15 protein-coding genes are annotated in these 16,766 nt (G+C 70.6%); 5 read left to right on the top strand and 10 right to left on the bottom strand.

The window, feature by feature from the left end:
- Positions 1–214: 214 nt before the first annotated feature.
- The 4 genes from ACZ3OF_RS30320 (at position 215) to ACZ3OF_RS30305 (ending at position 5,291) form a co-directional block, all read left to right on the top strand.
- Entirely contained in the window at positions 215–1,669 is a 1,455-nt protein-coding gene (locus tag ACZ3OF_RS30320; protein WP_361676031.1) for a globin domain-containing protein, read from the top strand.
- A complete protein-coding gene (locus ACZ3OF_RS30315; RefSeq protein WP_467307936.1) occupies positions 1,666–2,466 on the top strand; it encodes a pyridoxamine 5'-phosphate oxidase family protein in 801 nt (266 codons plus the stop codon). Before ACZ3OF_RS30320 ends, ACZ3OF_RS30315 begins: the two co-directional genes overlap by 4 nt.
- A gap of 255 nt (positions 2,467–2,721) precedes the next feature.
- Entirely contained in the window at positions 2,722–3,360 is a 639-nt protein-coding gene (locus ACZ3OF_RS30310; protein WP_361676033.1) for a DUF998 domain-containing protein, read from the top strand.
- 365 nt (positions 3,361–3,725) lie between these two features.
- A complete protein-coding gene (locus tag ACZ3OF_RS30305; protein WP_361676035.1) occupies positions 3,726–5,291 on the top strand; it encodes a pectate lyase family protein in 1,566 nt (521 codons plus the stop codon).
- Positions 5,292–5,308: 17 nt separating this feature from the next.
- Here ACZ3OF_RS30305 and ACZ3OF_RS30300 read toward each other — a convergent pair whose 3' ends face one another.
- The 3 genes from ACZ3OF_RS30300 to ACZ3OF_RS30290 all read right to left on the bottom strand — a co-directional run bounded on the left by ACZ3OF_RS30300 (position 5,309) and on the right by ACZ3OF_RS30290 (position 8,379).
- Positions 5,309–6,094 (bottom strand): hypothetical protein, encoded by a 786-nt coding sequence (locus ACZ3OF_RS30300; RefSeq protein WP_467307933.1) that lies wholly within the window; start codon positions 6,092–6,094, stop codon positions 5,309–5,311.
- A 74-nt stretch (positions 6,095–6,168) separates the two neighbouring features.
- The gene (locus ACZ3OF_RS30295; RefSeq protein ID WP_361676040.1) at positions 6,169–7,422 is read right to left on the bottom strand and encodes a serine hydrolase domain-containing protein; all 1,254 of its coding nucleotides are present in this window, start codon (positions 7,420–7,422) and stop codon (positions 6,169–6,171) included.
- 153 nt (positions 7,423–7,575) lie between these two features.
- Positions 7,576–8,379, bottom strand: coding sequence for an endonuclease I family protein (locus ACZ3OF_RS30290; RefSeq protein ID WP_361676043.1), 804 nt, complete (start codon positions 8,377–8,379; stop codon positions 7,576–7,578).
- Positions 8,380–8,688: 309 nt separating this feature from the next.
- Here ACZ3OF_RS30290 and ACZ3OF_RS30285 point away from each other — a divergent pair, with 309 nt between their 5' ends.
- Positions 8,689–10,044, top strand: a complete 1,356-nt coding sequence (locus ACZ3OF_RS30285) for a flavin-containing monooxygenase (protein WP_361676046.1) — start codon at positions 8,689–8,691, stop codon at positions 10,042–10,044.
- 20 nt (positions 10,045–10,064) lie between these two features.
- Here the strand turns inward: ACZ3OF_RS30285 and ACZ3OF_RS30280 are convergent, their stop codons facing one another.
- The 7 genes from ACZ3OF_RS30280 to ACZ3OF_RS30250 all read right to left on the bottom strand — a co-directional run bounded on the left by ACZ3OF_RS30280 (position 10,065) and on the right by ACZ3OF_RS30250 (position 16,587).
- Positions 10,065–11,225 (bottom strand): tryptophan dimethylallyltransferase family protein, encoded by a 1,161-nt coding sequence (locus ACZ3OF_RS30280; RefSeq protein WP_361676049.1) that lies wholly within the window; start codon positions 11,223–11,225, stop codon positions 10,065–10,067.
- Between the two features lie 231 nt (positions 11,226–11,456).
- Complete coding sequence (locus tag ACZ3OF_RS30275) at positions 11,457–12,800, bottom strand: cytochrome P450 (protein WP_361676051.1); 1,344 nt, start codon at positions 12,798–12,800, stop codon at positions 11,457–11,459.
- Between the two features lie 15 nt (positions 12,801–12,815).
- Positions 12,816–13,409: a GTP-binding protein gene (locus ACZ3OF_RS30270; protein WP_361431839.1), complete on the bottom strand. Its 594-nt coding sequence runs from the start codon at positions 13,407–13,409 to the stop codon at positions 12,816–12,818.
- Positions 13,384–13,764 (bottom strand): DUF742 domain-containing protein, encoded by a 381-nt coding sequence (locus tag ACZ3OF_RS30265; protein ID WP_361676054.1) that lies wholly within the window; start codon positions 13,762–13,764, stop codon positions 13,384–13,386. The genes ACZ3OF_RS30270 and ACZ3OF_RS30265 overlap by 26 nt, the downstream gene beginning before the upstream one ends.
- On the bottom strand, positions 13,761–14,162 hold the full coding sequence (locus ACZ3OF_RS30260) for a roadblock/LC7 domain-containing protein (RefSeq protein WP_361676057.1): 402 nt from the start codon (positions 14,160–14,162) through the stop codon (positions 13,761–13,763). Before ACZ3OF_RS30260 ends, ACZ3OF_RS30265 begins: the two co-directional genes overlap by 4 nt.
- Positions 14,159–15,328: an ATP-binding protein gene (locus ACZ3OF_RS30255; RefSeq protein WP_467307927.1), complete on the bottom strand. Its 1,170-nt coding sequence runs from the start codon at positions 15,326–15,328 to the stop codon at positions 14,159–14,161. The genes ACZ3OF_RS30260 and ACZ3OF_RS30255 overlap by 4 nt, the downstream gene beginning before the upstream one ends.
- Before the next feature lie 275 nt (positions 15,329–15,603).
- Positions 15,604–16,587, bottom strand: coding sequence for a LuxR family transcriptional regulator (locus ACZ3OF_RS30250; protein WP_467307925.1), 984 nt, complete (start codon positions 16,585–16,587; stop codon positions 15,604–15,606).
- Positions 16,588–16,766: the final 179 nt, after the last annotated feature.

Here is a 16,766-nt window from a genome sequence, read left to right as displayed (position 1 = left end):
GTGAGGGCCGAATCGAGCCTTCATGGAATCCCGGCCGCGGGGTAGGGTCAAGCCCGTTCGCACACCCGTACCCCATGTCGAGGGCGAGATATACCACCATCTTCGCAGTGACGGGTGTGCTTGCGTGGAATTCCGATAGCGAGAGGGAAATCGGGGCACACTCGGACCCCATGGGCGAAGACCGACCGAAAGACGTTCGAGGCGAGGCAAACCGATGGATGGTCCGACCACCATGTCGGCCGACGGCGCGAGCTCAGGCGGCGACAGTCGGAACGGAGGCTGGTTCGGTCGAGGCCCGGGCGGTACCCCGGGCGGTACGGCACCCACACCGCAGGCACCGCCCACCAGGCCCGCAGCGCCGTCGCAGTCCGAGCACGCGGCGCCCTCCGTGCCGGAACAGCGGACCGCGCCCTCGGCGCCGTTCCAGGCGTTCGGACCCTCCCCCTCCGCGGCCACCACGCGGCCCGCGCCGTCCACGCCGCCCGTAGCGCCCGCGCCTGCCGCGTCTCCCGCGCCGGAGCAGCGCGCCGCGGCCCCCGAAGACACATCCGACGCCGCTCTCCTGCGCCGCACCCTCGCCGAGATCGAGCCGATCGCCGACAAGGTCACCTCGCACTTCTACGCGCTGCTCTTCCTCAAGCACCCGGACCTGCGTGCCCTGTTCCCCGCTGCGATGGACACCCAGCGGGACCGGCTCTTCACCGCGCTGCTCACCGCCGCGACCCATGTGGACGACGCCGCCACCCTCACCGCGTACCTCTCCCGGCTCGGCCGCGGACACCGGAAGTACGGCACGCTCCCCGAGCACTACCCGGCCGTCGGCGAGGCCCTTCTCGGCGCCCTTTCCCACTACGCCTCGGAGAGCTGGGGGCCGAGGACCGAAGCGGCCTGGGTGGGCGCCTACACCGCGATCTCCCAGATCATGATCGACGCGGCGGCCGAGGACGAGCTCCGCGCCCCCGCCTGGTGGCAGGCCGAGGTCGTCGCCCACGAGATGCGTACCCGCGACATCGCGGTCGTGACGGTCCGGCCCGACCAGCCGTACCCCTTCCTCGCCGGGCAGTACGCCTCTGTGGAGACCCCCTGGTGGCCGCGCGTCTGGCGGCACTACTCCTTCGCCTCCGCACCCCGCTCCGACGGACTGCTCTCGTTCCACGTCAAGGCCGTGCCGGCGGGCTGGGTCTCCAACGCCCTGGTGCACCGCGCACGTCCGGGGCACGTGATCCGTCTCGGCGGGCCCGCGGGGTCCATGACCGTGGACCACACCACGGACAACGGGCTGCTGTGCCTCGGCGGCGGCACCGGCATCGCCCCCATCAAGGCCCTGGTCGAGGACGTGGCCCAGCACGGCAGGCGCCGCTCCGTCCAGGTCTTCTACGGGGCCCGCCGCGACCACGACCTGTACGACATCGACACCATGCTCCGGATGCAGCAGTCGCACCCCTGGCTCTCGGTCCGACCGGTCGTCGACGACGGACCCACCGGCGAGCTGTGCGGCCAACTGCCCGACGCCGTCTGTCAGTACGGACCGTGGCACACCTACGACGCCTATCTCTCCGGCCCGCCCGGCATGATCCGTCGCGGCGTCGACACCCTGGTCGGCATCGGCATCCCGACCCACCGCATACGGCACGACTCCATCGAGGAACTGGTCGGGGCAAGGAATTGAGCACTTTCGAACACACCGGGTACCGGCAGCCGACGCCGGTGCGCACCCTCCGCCCGGGGAGCGACGGCGAGCACCTCGTCCAGCAGCGCATGGGCACCACCGAGCGAGCCGACAGGTTCTACGCCGATCAGGTCCTCGACCGGCTCAACACACGGATGCGGGAGTTCGTGACCCGCCAGGAGATGTTCTTCCTGGCGACCGCCGACCGGCACGGCGAGTGCGACAACACCTTCCGGGCCGGCCCGCCCGGCTTCCTCCACGTCCTGGACGACCGGACCCTCGCGTACCCCGAGTACCGGGGCAACGGCGTACAGGCCAGCCTCGGCAACATCGAGGAGAACCCGCACGTCGGCATCCTCATGATGGACTTCCTCCGGGACCGTATCGGGCTCCACGTCAACGGGCGGGCGCGGGTCGTGTCGGACGACGCCATGCGCCAGGCCCACGAGGGCCTCCCGTACGACTCCGTGCCGGGCCGCCGCGCCCAGGTGTGGGTGGAGGTCGCCGTGGAGGAGGCGTACATCCACTGCGCCAAGCACATTCCCCATCTGCAGAAGGTGCCCCGGGACGGGACCGGACGCGCGTGGGGGACGGACGACATGAAGCGCAAGGGCGGCGACTTCTTCGGAGCCGCGGCCGAATCACCGGAACGCGGCCCCTTCCTGCCCCCGCCGCGCGCGGACGCGGCGACCTGGCGCGCCGAGGCCGAGCGGGTCCTGGAGCAGGCCGAGCAGCGCCAGAGCGCCGACGAGGAGCGCGCGTTCACGGGCTGGTTCGCCAGAAACGTGACCGCTTGACCGGTCGCCCCGGGCGGGGCAGCGGCGGCGTCGCGGCGCACCTGACACGCGCCCCCGCTTCGCCGGCGTGTCGTCCGGCGGCGCAGGTCTGGCTTCGACCGCGTGTCGCCCGGCGGCGCGTGTCCGGTCCCGGAGACGCGTCGCCCTCGGCACAGCCCCCACTTCGCGGCGCGTCGCGCTCCGCACACGCCCATTCGGGCTCCACCCGCCCGCGTACAACGCGGCGGAGGCGACCGAGCGGCTTACCGTGGGCCGATGCGACCTGTTCCTCGATGGGCTCTGGTGTCGTCGGGGTGCGCCCCTGTCCTGCTGGTCGGCGGCTGGATGCTCGCGGCCCATCTGGAGGGGCCCTCCTACGATCCCGTCACCCAGAACATCAGCGTCCTCGGCGCCTACGGATCCGAGGGCTTCTGGGTGATGACCGGAGCGCTGCTCGCGCTGGGCGCCTGCCATCTGCTCACCGCCTGGGGGCTGCGCGCGGCCGCGCCCGCCGGACGGGTGACGCTGGCGGCCGGCGGGGTGGCGGCCTTCGTGGTGGCGATGCTCCCGACGCCCAGCAGCGGGGGGTCCCTGGAACACGGCTCGGTCGCCGTCATCGGTTTCGTCCTGCTCGCGGCGTGGCCGGTCCTGGCCGCCGTCCGGACCGGCGCCGCACCCTGGGGGCTGCGGCTCGCGCCCTCGGTCGCGGCGTCCCTCCTGATGGGCGTCGGCGCGGCCTGGTATCTGATCGAGACACACCGTCATGGCGCTCCAGGTGTCGCCGAACGCCTCGTGACCTGCATGCAGTCGGTGTGGCCCTTCATCGTCGTCGCCTCCTGCGTCAGCTACAGGGAGCAGAGGGCGCGGGCGACGGCGGACGTACCGAGTGACGACGGCCGGTCCCGGCCCAGCTGAACGGCTGGTCCCCGCACCGCACTCGGAACCGCACCCGACACCCGCACCCGACACCGGTCCGCAGGGGAACCGGTGTTCACATCACTGAATTTACTGTCGGACGGAATCTTGCCAGCCGAACTGACGGCGCCCTATTGTCGCCGAGCAGAAAGCGCTTTCTCCTCGCAAGGAACCACCCCGGTGCAGCGACCGCGGAGTCGCCACCGATCCGGCATCCGGCACGGAGCTCCACCCGGGCCGCCGGCGCGTCAGGACCTGCCGTGAGGCAGGCCGGTGACCGCGATCGGCCCGCCGGCGCACGACCCCGTACGCAGCAGATCACCTGGCATGCGACGACGCGTGCCGAAGACGATTGGGAGATCAGAATGGGACGAGCAGTCGCACCACGACTTGGCGCGGTGCTGGCCACAGCGGCCCTGGTGGCAGCGGGTGGCGCGGTGCTGGCGATGCCAGCGGCATCGGCGGCGACCGGCAGCGCCACCGGCTACGCGACCCAGAACGGCGGGACCACCGGAGGCGCGGGCGGGCAGACCGTACGGGCCACCACGGGGACCGCGATCCACGCGGCTCTGTGCGCCCGCCCCAGTACGAGCACGCCGCTCGTCATCGAGGTCGAGGGAACCATCAACCACGGCAACACCAGCAAGGTGTCGGGCACCGGCTGCAACACCGCCGACGGGGTGATCGAGCTCAAGCAGATCAGCAACGTCACGATCGTCGGCGTCGGCGCCGGGGCGCTCTTCGATCAACTCGGCATCCACATACGTGAATCCAGCAACATCATCATCCAGAACGTCACCGTACGGAACGTCAAGAAGTCGGGCTCGCCCATCTCCAACGGCGGCGACGCCATCGGCATGGAGAGCGGCGTCCGCAACGTGTGGGTCGACCACGTCAGCCTGGAGGCGTCGGGCGGGGAGTCGGAAGGGTTCGACGGCCTCTTCGACATGAAGGACAACACCCAGTACGTGACCCTGTCCTACAGCACCCTGCGCAATTCCGGCCGCGGCGGCCTCATCGGCTCCAGCGAGAGCGACCTGTCGAACGGCTTCATCACGTACCACCACAACCTGTACGAGAACATCGACTCCCGCGCGCCCCTCCTGCGCGGCGGCACGGCCCACATCTACAACAACCACTACGTGAGCCTCAACGAGTCCGGCATCAACTCCCGGGCAGGAGCCCGCGCCAAGGTGGACAACAACTACTTCGAGGACTCCAAGGACGTCCTCGGCACCTTCTACACGGACGCGGCCGGATACTGGCAGGTCAGCGGCAACATCTTCGACAACGTGACCTGGTCCGCGCCCGGCACCGACAACAACCCGGCCGGCCCGAACCCGCAGTCCAACACGACGGTCGCCATCCCCTACGCGTACAGCCTCGACAACGCCAGTTGCGTACCGGCCGTCGTGAGCCAGACGGCGGGCGCGAACAAGGGTCTGCGGGTGTCGGACGGCAGCTGCTCTCCGCAGACACCGGCGCCGACCACCCCGCAGCCGACCCCGACCACTCCGCAGCCGACCACCCCGGCGCCCACCACCCCCGCGCCGACCCCGCCCGCCGGGACCAACCTCTCCATCGGAGCCGGCGCCGACGGCTCCAGCAAGGCCGACGGCACGAGTTACGGCAATGTGCGCGACGGTGACCTGAGCACCTTCTGGTCACCGGTCGGAGCCACCGGTTCCGTCTCGGTCAAGTGGGGCTCCGCCACCACCGTGTCCCGGATCGTCATCAGGGAGGCGGCGGGCTCGGCCGGCGCCATCGGCTCCTGGCGGGTCGTCAACGGCGACACCGGCGCGGTCCTGACGTCCGGCAGCGGGGCGGGTGCCATCACCTTCCCCGCGACCTCCCTGAAGAAGGTCACGTTCGAGATCACCGGCTCGACCGGCACACCGAAGGTCGCCGAGTTCGAGACCTACGCGTCCTAGCCGGCGCCGCGGCCGGATCACCCACCCGGCGGGGCGTCCCAGGCCTTCGCCAGCCCCTCCAGCCAGACGGGAGGGAGTTCCACCCGGTCCCACTCCTCCCGCAGCGCGTCGGGCGCCGAGACGAGACGCTCGAGCACGGCGATGCTGCTGGGGGAGTGGAGCAGGGAGTGGCGGCCGTGGATGGAGACGTCGCTGCCGGGGCCGTACTCCGCGTACAAGCGGGTCAGGCGCTCGCTCCAGGACTCGGCGAACTCGTCCAGATGTCCGGCGTATCCGGCCCGTTCCGCGGTGCTCATCGTCCCGAGGACGGCGACGAGGACGTCCTCCGACACCTCGGGGTCGAGGTCGGAGACGTGGGTGCACGCGAGGTAGAGCGGGGTCACGGCCACCTTGGCCCGCTCCACGTCCACCCCTGTGACCGGGGGGTGGACGTGCGCCGTGTCCGCCGACCCCTCGGCGGCGGAGCTCGGGGCGTCGGGGCCCATGGCCCGCCGCAGAGCGCGTTCGGTGCTGCCGCGGAGCGCGTCGTCGGCGGTCCGGGTGCCGTCGGTCCACCCGAGGCGGTACCGCTCTCCCCGATCCTGGGGAGCGCTCGCCACGACCTGGGCGACCGCATCGCGGGCCTCGGCGAGGGCGCCGGCCTCGACGAGCGCGATCAGTTGGCCCGTCTCGTCCTCGGGTACGCCCGTGCGCGCGAGGAGTCCGAGGAGGGTCGTCCTCGCATTCCTGACGTCGGCCGCGTTCGGCCGGGTGGCCAGGGGGACGTCTTTCGCTTCGTGCGACGGCGGCTGCTCCGAGTTCATGGTCACCATGCTGCCTGACAGCGGTCACGCGCCGACTCCTGATCGCCGGAGTCGGCGCGTGAAGGTCCGGTGACTCAGCTGATCGTCAGCGGCGTTCCCGGCGCGAGCTCGGCCGCGATGAGCTCGGCGACGTCCTCGGCCGTGTTTCCGGCGGGCGTGTCCGCGGTCTTGGTCGTGGAGACGGCGATGGCGAGACCCGCGGAGGGGAGGTACGCCTGGATCGCCGCGTAGCCGGAGAACGACGGGTTCTGCACCAGCCAGGTGTTGGCCACGATGATGCCGAGCCCGAAGTGCCAGGCCTCGGTCTGCGGCAGACAGATCGTGGCGGGACAGGTGGCGGTCGGGACGCCGAGGCCGACCGTGCCCGGGTTGACGAACGTGCGGTAGGAGCGGGGCGAGAGAAGCTCGCCCGTGCCCATGGCCCGCGCGGAACGGGCCAGGTCACAGATGTCGGTCGTGATGACCGCGCCGGGCGCGGTGGTCCACGAGGGGTTCCAGTAGGTGGACTCCTCGTAGAGGCCGCGGTCGGAGGTGAAGGCGTGCAGGACCGGAAGCGGGATCTCCGGGGTGAAGTTGTTCTGCGTGTTGCGCAGCCCGAGGGGACGCCAGACCCGCTCCTTCAGGAGCTCGTCGATGCGGGTACCGGTGATCTTCTCCAGCGCGATGCTCAGGAGCAGGTAGTTGGCGTGGGAGTAGCTCCAGTTGGTGCCCGGCTCGTACCAGAACGAGTGGCTGAAGGGGTACGCGAGGAGCTGCTGCGGGGTCCAGTGGCGGAACGGATGGGCCGTCAGCTCGGCGAGGAAGGCCGGGTCGGTGACGTAGTCGTGGAGGCCGGAGGTGTTGGTGGCCAGCATCCGCAGGGTGATCCGGTCGGCCTTCGGCACGAAGGGCAGCCAGCGCTCCACCGTGTCGTCGAGACGGACCTTGCGCTCCTCCACCAGCTGGAGGAGTGCCGTCCCGATGTGCGCGAAGGCCACAGAGCCGGCGCGGAAGTGCATGTCCGGCCGCGCGGGGACACCGGTCATGGACTCGCCGAGCGCGTCGGTGACCACCTCGCGTCCGTCGACCGTGACCCGCAGCTCGACGGAGTTCAGCTTGAGGTCGGTCCTGGCCTTGCGGGCGATGTCCAGGACCTCGCGTGCCTGGCCGCCGAGGGGGCGCTCGGTCCTCACACAGTCGCGTCCGCCCGGGCCGCCGGGACCTTCGGCGAGCGCGGGCGCGACGCCGGTGGTCTGAACCGTGACGGCGAGGAGGGCGGCACAGAGCAGGGCCGCCCGGCGAGCACCCGCACGAGCGCGCGGGCGTGTGGGGGAGGGGGTGCGTGTCATGAGCGCACTATGGAGGGAGGCCGGTGAGGAAGCGGCCGAACACTCCGTGGAAGGCGCCAGACCCGCCCATGTGGGGCAGGGCGCGCCACCCCCACGGCCCCCGGGGGCCGGGCTCCCCGCCCGTGGCGCGGAGCCCGGCGGACCACGACCGGACTACCAGATCGCCTCGACCCATTCCGGGTGGTCGATGAACGGGTTCCGGTTGCCCTGGTAGGTGCCGAAGATGATGTCGTTGCGGCGCTCCTCGAAGGCGCTCGGCGGGTCCTGCTCGTTCCACTGCTTCAGGACCGAGAGCCGGCCGTGCCAGGGGACGCTGCCGTTGGAGGTCGACTCGTTCGGCTCCAGGTCGGCCCAGGCGTCGTCGCCCTCGTAGCGGACGGCCATGTAGAGGATCATGCGGGCCACATCGCCCTTGTCCGCGTTGCGCGGCTCGAACGAGTTGGAGTCGGTGTAGCTGCCGGGCGCGCCGCTGACCGCGCTGCCGCCGTTGTCGAAGTCCTTGTTGCCACGGATGCCGTTGACCTGGACGTCCGCCGGACGCAGGTGGTGCAGGTCGGTGCCGGGGCCTGCCGAGGTGCCGAAGTTGCCGTGGGACTGGGCCCAGACGTGCTCACGGTTCCAGTCGCCCACGTCGCCGCCGTTGAGGCTCTTGCTGCGCGAGACGCCGCTGTACAGCAGGATCACGTTGCCGCTGTTGTTCGGGTCCTGGTCCGTGACCTTGAGCGCGTTCCAGACCGCGTCGTACGAGATCCTGCTCTGGCTGCTGATGATCGTGTGCAGCGAGGACTTCAGGCTCGTGCCGGTCTTGCCGATGGCGTTCTTGTAGTACGTGCTGTCGTACGCGGTGGTCGTGGCACTCGCGGGGGTCGCGGCGACCGTCGGGAGGGTGAGACCGATGATGACCGCGGATATGGCCGCGGCCAGGGCCTTCCATCTGCCGCTGGGCACAAAGGACATGGGGGGACCTTTCGGGGGGACGGGACGCGCCGGGCGTGCGGCGCCGGGCTCAACGGCGCCGCGATCTACGCGGGTTGAATTTCTGCCAGCGGGAGCGTGCCATGGGGGAGTGGCCGGATGTGTAACCCGGAGAAGGCTTTTCCATGACGTTCTCGCATACGGCCGGCCCCGGTCGTTCCCCCGTCCGGCACCTCGAAGATCACTCGCGAACGGTGATCGGTATCGTGAGCCCTCCGGGCTCCCGCACGGGGGACAGCGGTGCCGACCGCCCCCCGGCGCGAGGACGGATGGTGTGCTGTGGAGGGATCCATGGGCGGGTCACGTACGGTCGACGTTCCCCCTGCCGCGACCGTGTGCGTCATCGGTGCGGGCCTGTCGGGCCTCGCGACGGCACACGCGCTCTCCGCCAGGGGGATCGACTTCGTCTGCCTGGAGCAGGCGCCGGACGTCGGAGGGATCTGGCGTCAGCCGGGGGCGGGCGAGCGGGGGCCCGGCTACCGGTCCCTGCACCTGAACACAGCCAAGGATCTGACCGGGTACAGCGACTTCCCGATGCCGGCGGAACTGCCCCTCTACCCGGGACATGCCGATGTCGCCGCCTATCTACGGGCGTTCGCCGAGTGGGCCGGGCTGCTGCCGCGTGTCGAGACGCGTACCGAAGTGCTCTCCGTACGACAGGACGGCCGGCGGGACGGCGGTGCCGGCGGCTGGACCGTCACCAGCCGGGACGCGCGGGGCGAGGTGACGGAACGGCGCTTCGCGCACGTGGTCGTCGCTTCCGGTCACAACACGGTGGCGGCGCCGCCGAATCCTCTGCCGCCGGGCTCCGAGTCGTTCACCGGAACGGTTCTGCACTCCCTCGACTTCCATGACGGAGCCGACTTCGCCGGACAGCGGGTCGTCGTCGTGGGGATGGGGGCGTCGGGTGTGGACATCGCCTCGGACCTCTCCCGGCACGCGGCGCGGACCGTGCTCTCCGTCCGCCGGGGGCTGCACGTCGTCCCCAAGCAGCTCTTCGGCATGTCCGTGGACCTCATCGCCGACGCGCCCTGGTGGCAGGACATGTCCTTCACCGAGCAGCGGAACTTCGTCGAGCAGGCGCTGCTCGTGGCCCGCGGGAAGCTCTCGGACTACGGCCTGCCCGAGCCCGACCATCCGATCCTCTCCTCCGCCGTGACCATCTCCGACGAGATACTCAGCCGGATCCGGCACGGCGGTGTGATCCCCAGACCCGCGATCGACTCCCTCGACGGCGATCGGGTGACCTTCACCGACGGAAGCGTGGAGGAGGCCGACGCGATCGTCCACTGCACCGGGTTCCGGATGGACTTCCCCTTCCTGCCCACCGGTTGTCCGGCGGGCGAACGGCAGGGGGTGGTCGAGCTGTACGGACGCGTGGTCGCACCCGACCGGCCCGGCCTGTACTTCGTCGGGCTGATCCGCCCCGTCGGCTCGATCACGCGCCTCGTCGAGGCCCAGGCGCGGTGGGTGGCGGGGATCGTCGGGGGTGACGTCACCCTGCCGCCCGTCGACGTCATGCGTGAGGAGATCGACGGCTATCTCAAGGGCATCGAGGCGCGCTACGGGCGGACGGAGGGCGCGGCCTCCATCCAGGTGGACGTCGGCCCCTATCTCGGGGAACTGCGCGAGCTGCAGGACACGTAGCGACCGTCCGGGGCGAGCGGTCAGTGGACGGCCTGGGTCGTGCGCGGAACAGCCTCGGCCGCGCGCGGCACCGGTACGGCGACCGGCGGCCTGACCTGGTACGCCTCCGAGGAGATGTAGGCGGTCACCCGAGTCGGCTTCCCCCGCTGGTGGACCAGGGCCAGGTAGGCGATCAGACCCACGCCGTCCTCGGGCCGCCGGCCGGTGACGGCGCTCAGGGCCCGGACGAGCGGGGCGGGGTCCATGCCGTGCCGTCGCAGCAGGGTCACCGCCCGGTCCAGGGCCTCGCCGTCGTGCCGGGCGTAGTCCCGGACGGGGATGTGCAGGGTGAACCCGCTGGGCAGGTCCGCACCGGCCTCGGTGAAGGCGTGGCAGGTCAGTCCCGGCCGCCGGTCCAGCGGTACGTCGAGACCCTCCAGCGCGTCGAGCCCGCCCAGGGGGCCGAGGCCGTCGGCGTCGGCATCCGAGCCGGCGGAGGTGTCGAGCCCCGCGGCCGTGCGGAAGAAACGTGAGATGTCCCCGCCCCGCGGACCGCCGGTCATCCGGGAGAGACCGGCCGCCTTCCGGGCGGACAGGTCGTCGTGCACGAGGTAGACCTTCACCCGGGGTTCGTTCCAGTCACCCAGGTCCAGGGCGACGAAGAGATGACGGTCGCTCGGGGGCAGCGCCGCGAACGCCTGCCCGTGGCCGAGCCGGCGCAGGGCCTCCCGTACCGTCCCGGCGGAACGTTCCTGCCCGGAGGCCGCCGGATTCAGATACACCTTGACCTTGGGCACGCCGCCCGGGAGCAGCTCCAGCGCGCACCAGAGCGCCAGCGGCCCCTCGGGGTGCTCGGGGAAGAACAGGTCCTCCAGCTCGTCGAGCCGCACCGTGTCGAAGCCCCAGCGCCGCGCCATCGCGCGGACGGCCCGCAGACCGACACGCCCGTTCTCCGCCAGGCCCCCCGCCTCGCACCCCGGCTCGAGGAGGACCCGCAGCGTCGGTCCCGAACCGGCGGTGAAGGCGAGCGAGAACTCCAGCGGCGTGTGGTCGTCGGAGAGGAAGGAGGCGTAAGGCGGCGGCAGTTCGAGCGGCCGCTCGGCCACCGGGCCCATGACCGTGAGCAGCGTCCGGGCGTACTCCGCGGAATCGGAGCCGCTCAACCCCGCGACCTCGCACAGCCGCAGGGCCTGTCTCGCCATATGACCCCCGAGCGTCTCCCCGGGTCTGGGCGCCCAAGAAGATACCCGCCCCGAGGGGCGGGTATCGAGGGGGCCGGACCCGGGGAGGTGACGCATGACATCGGGGTCGGTGGATATCTGCTCCATCGACACCTCCTCAGCCTCGTAAGCACGCCTGAACAACGCGGTGCTCACTACCCCCGAGGTGAACGGTTCATGCGGCGCCGGACGAGCCGGTGAGAGTTGCCTTGGTCACTTCGCCAGCCAGTTGAGGAACTGGCTCCACATTCCGCCGCGCTTGCGGCCGCCCGGCTCGGCCGAGGCGTCGGTCGCGGGCCGGGCCTGCGACGTGTCGGCCGTCCGGCGCACGGTCTCGACCGGCGTGAACCGGACGGGCAGCGTGGTGAGGCCCCGGTTGAACGGGCCCGGGCGCCAGACGAGGCTCTCCTCCGGAACGGCCAGGTCGACGTCGGGGAGTTGGTTGAGCAGCTTCTCGATGGCCGTGACGGTGATCTGCCGCGCGGGCTCCTTCGACGGGCAGGCGTGCGGGCCCGCGCTCCACGCCAGATGGGACCGGTTGCTGCCGGACGCGCGTGCGGCGGACAGGTTCGGCCCGGTGTTGGCTGCCGCGAAACTGACCAGCATCAGGTCGCCCGCCTGGAGCTTCGTCCCGGCGAACTCCATGTCGGTGGCCGGGTAGTGCGGCGCGTAGTTGGGCATGGGCGGGTTGTCCCACAGGGTGTCGTCGAGGGCCTCGTCGATCAGACCCCCGCCGTCGGCGTAGCGGTCGTGGGTCAGCAGCCGGTGCAGGGTGTTGCCGAGCAGATTGCCCAGGGGATCGGTTCCCGCGCCCAGGAGCAGGGCGACCTGGTGGATCATCTCCTCGTCGGTCAGCCGCGCCTGATGCTGCATCAGCCAGGTGGTGACATCATCACCGGGCCTGGCCCGCTTCAGCGCCACCAGTTCGCCGACGGCGCCGAACAGCACCTCGACGGCCCGCTCGGCGTTGACGCCGTCGAACATGCCGGTGATGCCGAACAGCACGCGGTCGCCGATGTCGGCCGGGCAGCCGAAGAGTTCGTTGAACACGAAGAGCGGCAGCTGCCGCGCGTAGTCACCGAGAAGGTCCGCGGAGCCCCGTGCGCCGAACCGCGAGACGAGGTACTCGGAGACCTGATCCGTGGTCCGGCTCAGCTTGCGCGCGTCGACGCGGGCCATGCTGTCCGTGACCGCCTGGCGCAGCCGCAGATGTTCGGCGCCGTCGCTGAACATGGCGTTGGGACGGTACGCCAGCACCGGCACGACCGGGTTGTCCGGGCTGATGAGCCCCTCGTTGAGGTGCCGCCAGCGGCGCGCGTCCTTGCGGAAGGAGCCCGAGTCCTGGAGGAGTTGCAGGGCTGTCGCGTAGTCCGTGACGAGGGTGGCCTCCACCCCGGGAGCGAGCTCCACGGGCGCGGTCGGACCGAAGTGGCGCAGATAGGCGTAGTACGCCTGCGGATCGGCCTGGAACTCCGGCCCGTACAGCGGTACCCGGCCGCCGTCGGCGTGCGCGGGGCACCCGGGCGGGGGCACGGGTGCGGTGGAACGAGCGTCCATGATGTCTCTCTGCTTCTAGTGAGCGCGGTCCAGCAAATAGCGGACGAGGGTGATCAGCGCGTCGGCGGACGACTTCTCGTCGCGCGCGTCGCAGGTGACGACCGGGGTGTCGTCGAGCAGGTCCAGCGCCTCGCGCAGCGCCCGCTCCTCGCGGTCCCTCGTGCCGTCGAAGTGGTTGACGGCGATCGCGTAGTCGAGGCCGTACTGCTCGATCAGATCGATGACGGCGAACGAGTCGGCCAGCCGCTCGGGGTCGACCAGCACCAGCGCCCCGAGCGCGCCGCGCGCCATGTCCTCCCACATCTGCACGAAGCGCTGCTGCCCGGGCGTCCCGAACAGGTACAGCACCACGCGTTCGCTGATGGTCAGCCTGCCGAAGTCCATGGCCACCGTGGTGGTGGTCTTGCTCCGGACTCCCTTGAGGTCGTCGTACGACTCGCCGGCGCGGGTCATCGTCTCTTCGGTGGTCAGCGGAGGGATCTCCGAGATCGCACCGATGAAGGTGGTCTTGCCCACGGCGAAGTGACCGACGACGAGGATCTTCACGGCGGTCTGCGTCGCGCCGGCGCGCACATAGGCCTGCTCATCCAAACTTGGCGCGGAGCCCATTCAGTACCTCCTCGAGAATGTCTCGGTCCGCGAGCGCGGCACGCTGCACGGGTGGGCGGGTGATGAGGTAGCCGCCCTCGTCGAGGGCGGAGAGCAGGATCCTCACCACACCGATGGGCAGCCGGGTGTGGCCCGCGACCTCGGCGACCGAGAGATAGCCGGCGGTGCACAGGTCCAGCAGGCTCTGCTCCTCGGGAGAGAGCCGGGTCGGGCGCCGCTGCTGCCCCTCCTCGGCCGCGGTGACCAGCGTGACGAGGGACAGCTGCTCCTCGTCGGGCAGGCCGCGGCCCTTGGTGATGACGTACGGGCGGACTAACTCCGCCGCCTCGGGGCCCAGTTCGTCGAAGCCGCTCATGAGCGGACGCCGAGGTTCTCGCGCGGCGGTGTCGTCAGGGCCTTGCCCAGCTGGCCGACGAGCTGCTGCATCCGGAACGTGATGTCCTGCATGTCGACGTCCGGCGAGGCGGAGACGCCGAGATACGCGCCCTCCCCGGCGGAGATGAGGAAGACCCAGCCACCGTCGAACTCGACCAGCGTCTGGCGCCACTGGAGGCGCCCCTCCTGGACGAAGAACCCGAGTGAGCGGCTGAGCGACTGCATGCCGCTCATCGCGGCGGCGACGGTGTCCGCGTTGTCCTTCTCGAAGTCCCTCGTCCGGGCCATCAGCAGACCGTCGGCGGAGACCAGGACCGCGTGCAGCGCCCCCGGTATCTCCAAGGCACTGTCAAGCATCCATGACAGATCGTCGTTCACGAGATCTCAGGCCCTTCGCTGCTCGCATCACGTGTGCTGCTCGTCTGATCCGCCGCGTCCGGGCGCGTGGCCCGACCGGACTGCGTGCCTCGCTGGAAGGCCCCCATGATCGCCGCGGTCTCCGCGCCGGAGCGGGTCGACGCGGGTGCGGGTGCCTGGGTGCCGCTGACGATGGCCATCGGCCGCTTGCGGCGGCGCCGCGGCAGACCGTCGTCGGTCGTGGACGCGGTCGCCGCGGGCGACGGCCCGCTCGGGTCCGTCACGGCGGCGGCGGGCACGGACGGCGCCGGGGCCTTCTTCTCCGGCATGCCGGTGAGCATCTCGTGCGGCAGGAGGAGGACCGCACGGACACCTCCGTACGGGGAACTGGAGTCCACGGAGACCTCGAATCCGAAGCGCTCACAGAGCACGCCGATGACGGCGAAACCGAACTGCGGCGGGCTGCCGAGTCCGGAGACACCGGAAACGCGCTCGCTCGTCAGGAGTTTCGCCGCACGGGCCCGCTCCTCGTCGTTCATACCGACACCGGCATCGTCGACGACGATGCAAATGCCCTTGGGCACGGTACGGATATTGATTTCGACGACGGTGTCCGGGCTGGAATAGCTGGTGGCGTTGTCGAGCAGCTCGGCGAGAGCCAGTGCCACCGGTTCGACGGCCCGGCTCGTGATACCGAAGTCGACCTGCGAGAGGATTTCGACCCGACGGTAGTGCCGGATCCTTCCCTGCGCGCTGCGGACCACGTCGTACACCGACGCGACCTCACGCTGCCGCCCCAGCCAGCCGTCGCACAGCACGGCGATGGACTGAGCGCGCCGGCCGAACTGGGAATTGGTGTGGTCGATCTCCAGGAGATCATGGAGAATGACGGAGTCGCCGTACTTGCTCTGCAGTCCCGAAATGACCAACTGCTGCTCGGCGGCAAGGCCCTGGAGCGTCCGCATGGCGGACTTGAGGACCGATTTCGTCGAGTCCTGGGCCCGCTCCTTCTCGTCCTCCACGGATTTCGAGTAGCTGTTCTCCAACTCGGCGTAGTGGGCCTTGAGCTCTTCGGCCTCCTGTCGTAAAGTCCGTATCGCCTTGCGCTGGCGAATGATTACGACTACGGCGCCGATCGTGGCGGCCAGGAGGACCCAGAGTGCTGGGTTCTGTGCGTAATGCGTCATAGGGCTCTCTTCAGGCGATCGACGGTCAGTCGCTGAATTCCGTCAATACGGGTGGACCGGCGGACCGTCCGTACCGGGGTACTGCCCGGATGGTCGCCGTGGTCGGAGATGTCGTCGTGCATCCATCCACCGCTCCGCAAGCGTCGTGATCTTATCACCGGACGAACAGGTGATCGATCGTCATCAAACGGACGTACGAGGGCCATTGGCACCGCAAGTGACGGATTCCCTTGATGTGAAAGGGCGTTGATTTCCTCCGCTCGGGACGGCTCTTCTCAGAGCCAGCCGTGGCGCTGCGCCTGCAAAGCCATCTGGAAGCGGTTCGCGGCGCCCAGACGGGCCATCAGAATCTGCAGCCGACGGAACAGGGTGCGGCGGCTGATGCCCAGTTCACGGGCGATGACGTCGTCGGTCGCACCACCCGCGAGCAGCCACAGCAGACGGCGGTCGGCGGGAGGCAGGCCGCCCGGGCGGGTGGTGCGGCCGTGGAAGGGCAGGGCGTTCTGCCAGGACTGTTCGAACAGGGCGACGAGCGCGGAGAGCAGCCCGCTCGGCTGCACCACCAGCAGCGTGTTGACCACGTCCGCCTCCTTGATCGACAGCGACACGAGCGCGTACGCGTCGTCGATGATCAGGAGCTTGACCGGCACCGACGGCAGCACCCTGGCCTGTTCGCCGGCCTCGACGCACGGTTCGATGGCCCCCTTCAGACGGCCGGGATGCTCCAGCGACTCCCGTGAGTACACGACCCGCTGCGTCACCCCGCGGGCGAGCGTGGCCAGCGCGTCCTCCGTCGCCCCGGGCAGCGGGACGTACGGGGGCGATTCGAGCTGCCGGATCTGTTCGCGGGCGCTCGCCCATGCCTGGCGCATCCTCGGACCGACGGCGTCCCCGGTGACGACCTCGACGAGATGGTCGTCGTACGCGGCGAGCCGCCGGCGCCGGAACGAATCGAACGCGCCGCCGACGGCGATACGCGACTCCTCCAGCTCGGCCGCGCGGTGCCGGGCGAGGATCTCCAGGCCCGCCGCGGGCGACACCGGAGCCACCACGTCCGCGTGCTCTTCCGCGGCACTGGCAAGCCCGGCATCGGCCAGTTCGCCGTAGGCCGAGGCGAGCTCCGCCCCGCCCAGACCCGTCGCCGTGCCGATCGCGCTCAGCGGAGCCGGCGCCCGTTCGAGCAGCGCCAGGTAGACCCGGCAGGCGGCCTCGCCGACGCCCAGGAGCCGAAGGGCCTCGCCGAGTTTCGCGTTCGTCATGGGTCGCATTATCGACCGGACCGGCGTCCCGGAGTGGCCGATCTGTGCCAGTGGCACTCCTGGGCACCCGGCGCGCGCGTCCCGGACTACCGTCCGCACCGCGTCCTGCCCCGCGCAGTACGCGATCCAGGAACGAGTACGCAGTCCAGGAACCCACCGGCACCAACGGGAAGAAGGGG

Source organism: Streptomyces sp. NPDC022552 (genome assembly GCF_055561875.1).
This window is presented reverse-complemented; position numbering and strand designations above follow the sequence as displayed.

Excerpts from the sequence above, each read along its gene's own strand:
- ACZ3OF_RS30320 (WP_361676031.1), top strand. The coding sequence starts at position 215 with ATGGATGGTCCGACCACCATGTCGGCCGACGGCGCGAGCTCAGGCGGC.
- ACZ3OF_RS30310 (WP_361676033.1), top strand. The coding sequence starts at position 2,722 with ATGCGACCTGTTCCTCGATGGGCTCTGGTGTCGTCGGGGTGCGCCCCT.
- ACZ3OF_RS30305 (WP_361676035.1), top strand. The coding sequence starts at position 3,726 with ATGGGACGAGCAGTCGCACCACGACTTGGCGCGGTGCTGGCCACAGCG.
- ACZ3OF_RS30300 (WP_467307933.1), bottom strand. The coding sequence starts at position 6,094 with ATGAACTCGGAGCAGCCGCCGTCGCACGAAGCGAAAGACGTCCCCCTG.
- ACZ3OF_RS30295 (WP_361676040.1), bottom strand. The coding sequence starts at position 7,422 with ATGACACGCACCCCCTCCCCCACACGCCCGCGCGCTCGTGCGGGTGCT.
- ACZ3OF_RS30290 (WP_361676043.1), bottom strand. The coding sequence starts at position 8,379 with ATGTCCTTTGTGCCCAGCGGCAGATGGAAGGCCCTGGCCGCGGCCATA.
- ACZ3OF_RS30285 (WP_361676046.1), top strand. The coding sequence starts at position 8,689 with ATGGGCGGGTCACGTACGGTCGACGTTCCCCCTGCCGCGACCGTGTGC.
- ACZ3OF_RS30280 (WP_361676049.1), bottom strand. The coding sequence starts at position 11,225 with ATGGCGAGACAGGCCCTGCGGCTGTGCGAGGTCGCGGGGTTGAGCGGC.
- ACZ3OF_RS30275 (WP_361676051.1), bottom strand. The coding sequence starts at position 12,800 with ATGGACGCTCGTTCCACCGCACCCGTGCCCCCGCCCGGGTGCCCCGCG.
- ACZ3OF_RS30270 (WP_361431839.1), bottom strand. The coding sequence starts at position 13,409 with ATGGGCTCCGCGCCAAGTTTGGATGAGCAGGCCTATGTGCGCGCCGGC.
- ACZ3OF_RS30265 (WP_361676054.1), bottom strand. The coding sequence starts at position 13,764 with ATGAGCGGCTTCGACGAACTGGGCCCCGAGGCGGCGGAGTTAGTCCGC.
- ACZ3OF_RS30255 (WP_467307927.1), bottom strand. The coding sequence starts at position 15,328 with ATGACGCATTACGCACAGAACCCAGCACTCTGGGTCCTCCTGGCCGCC.
- ACZ3OF_RS30250 (WP_467307925.1), bottom strand. The coding sequence starts at position 16,587 with ATGACGAACGCGAAACTCGGCGAGGCCCTTCGGCTCCTGGGCGTCGGC.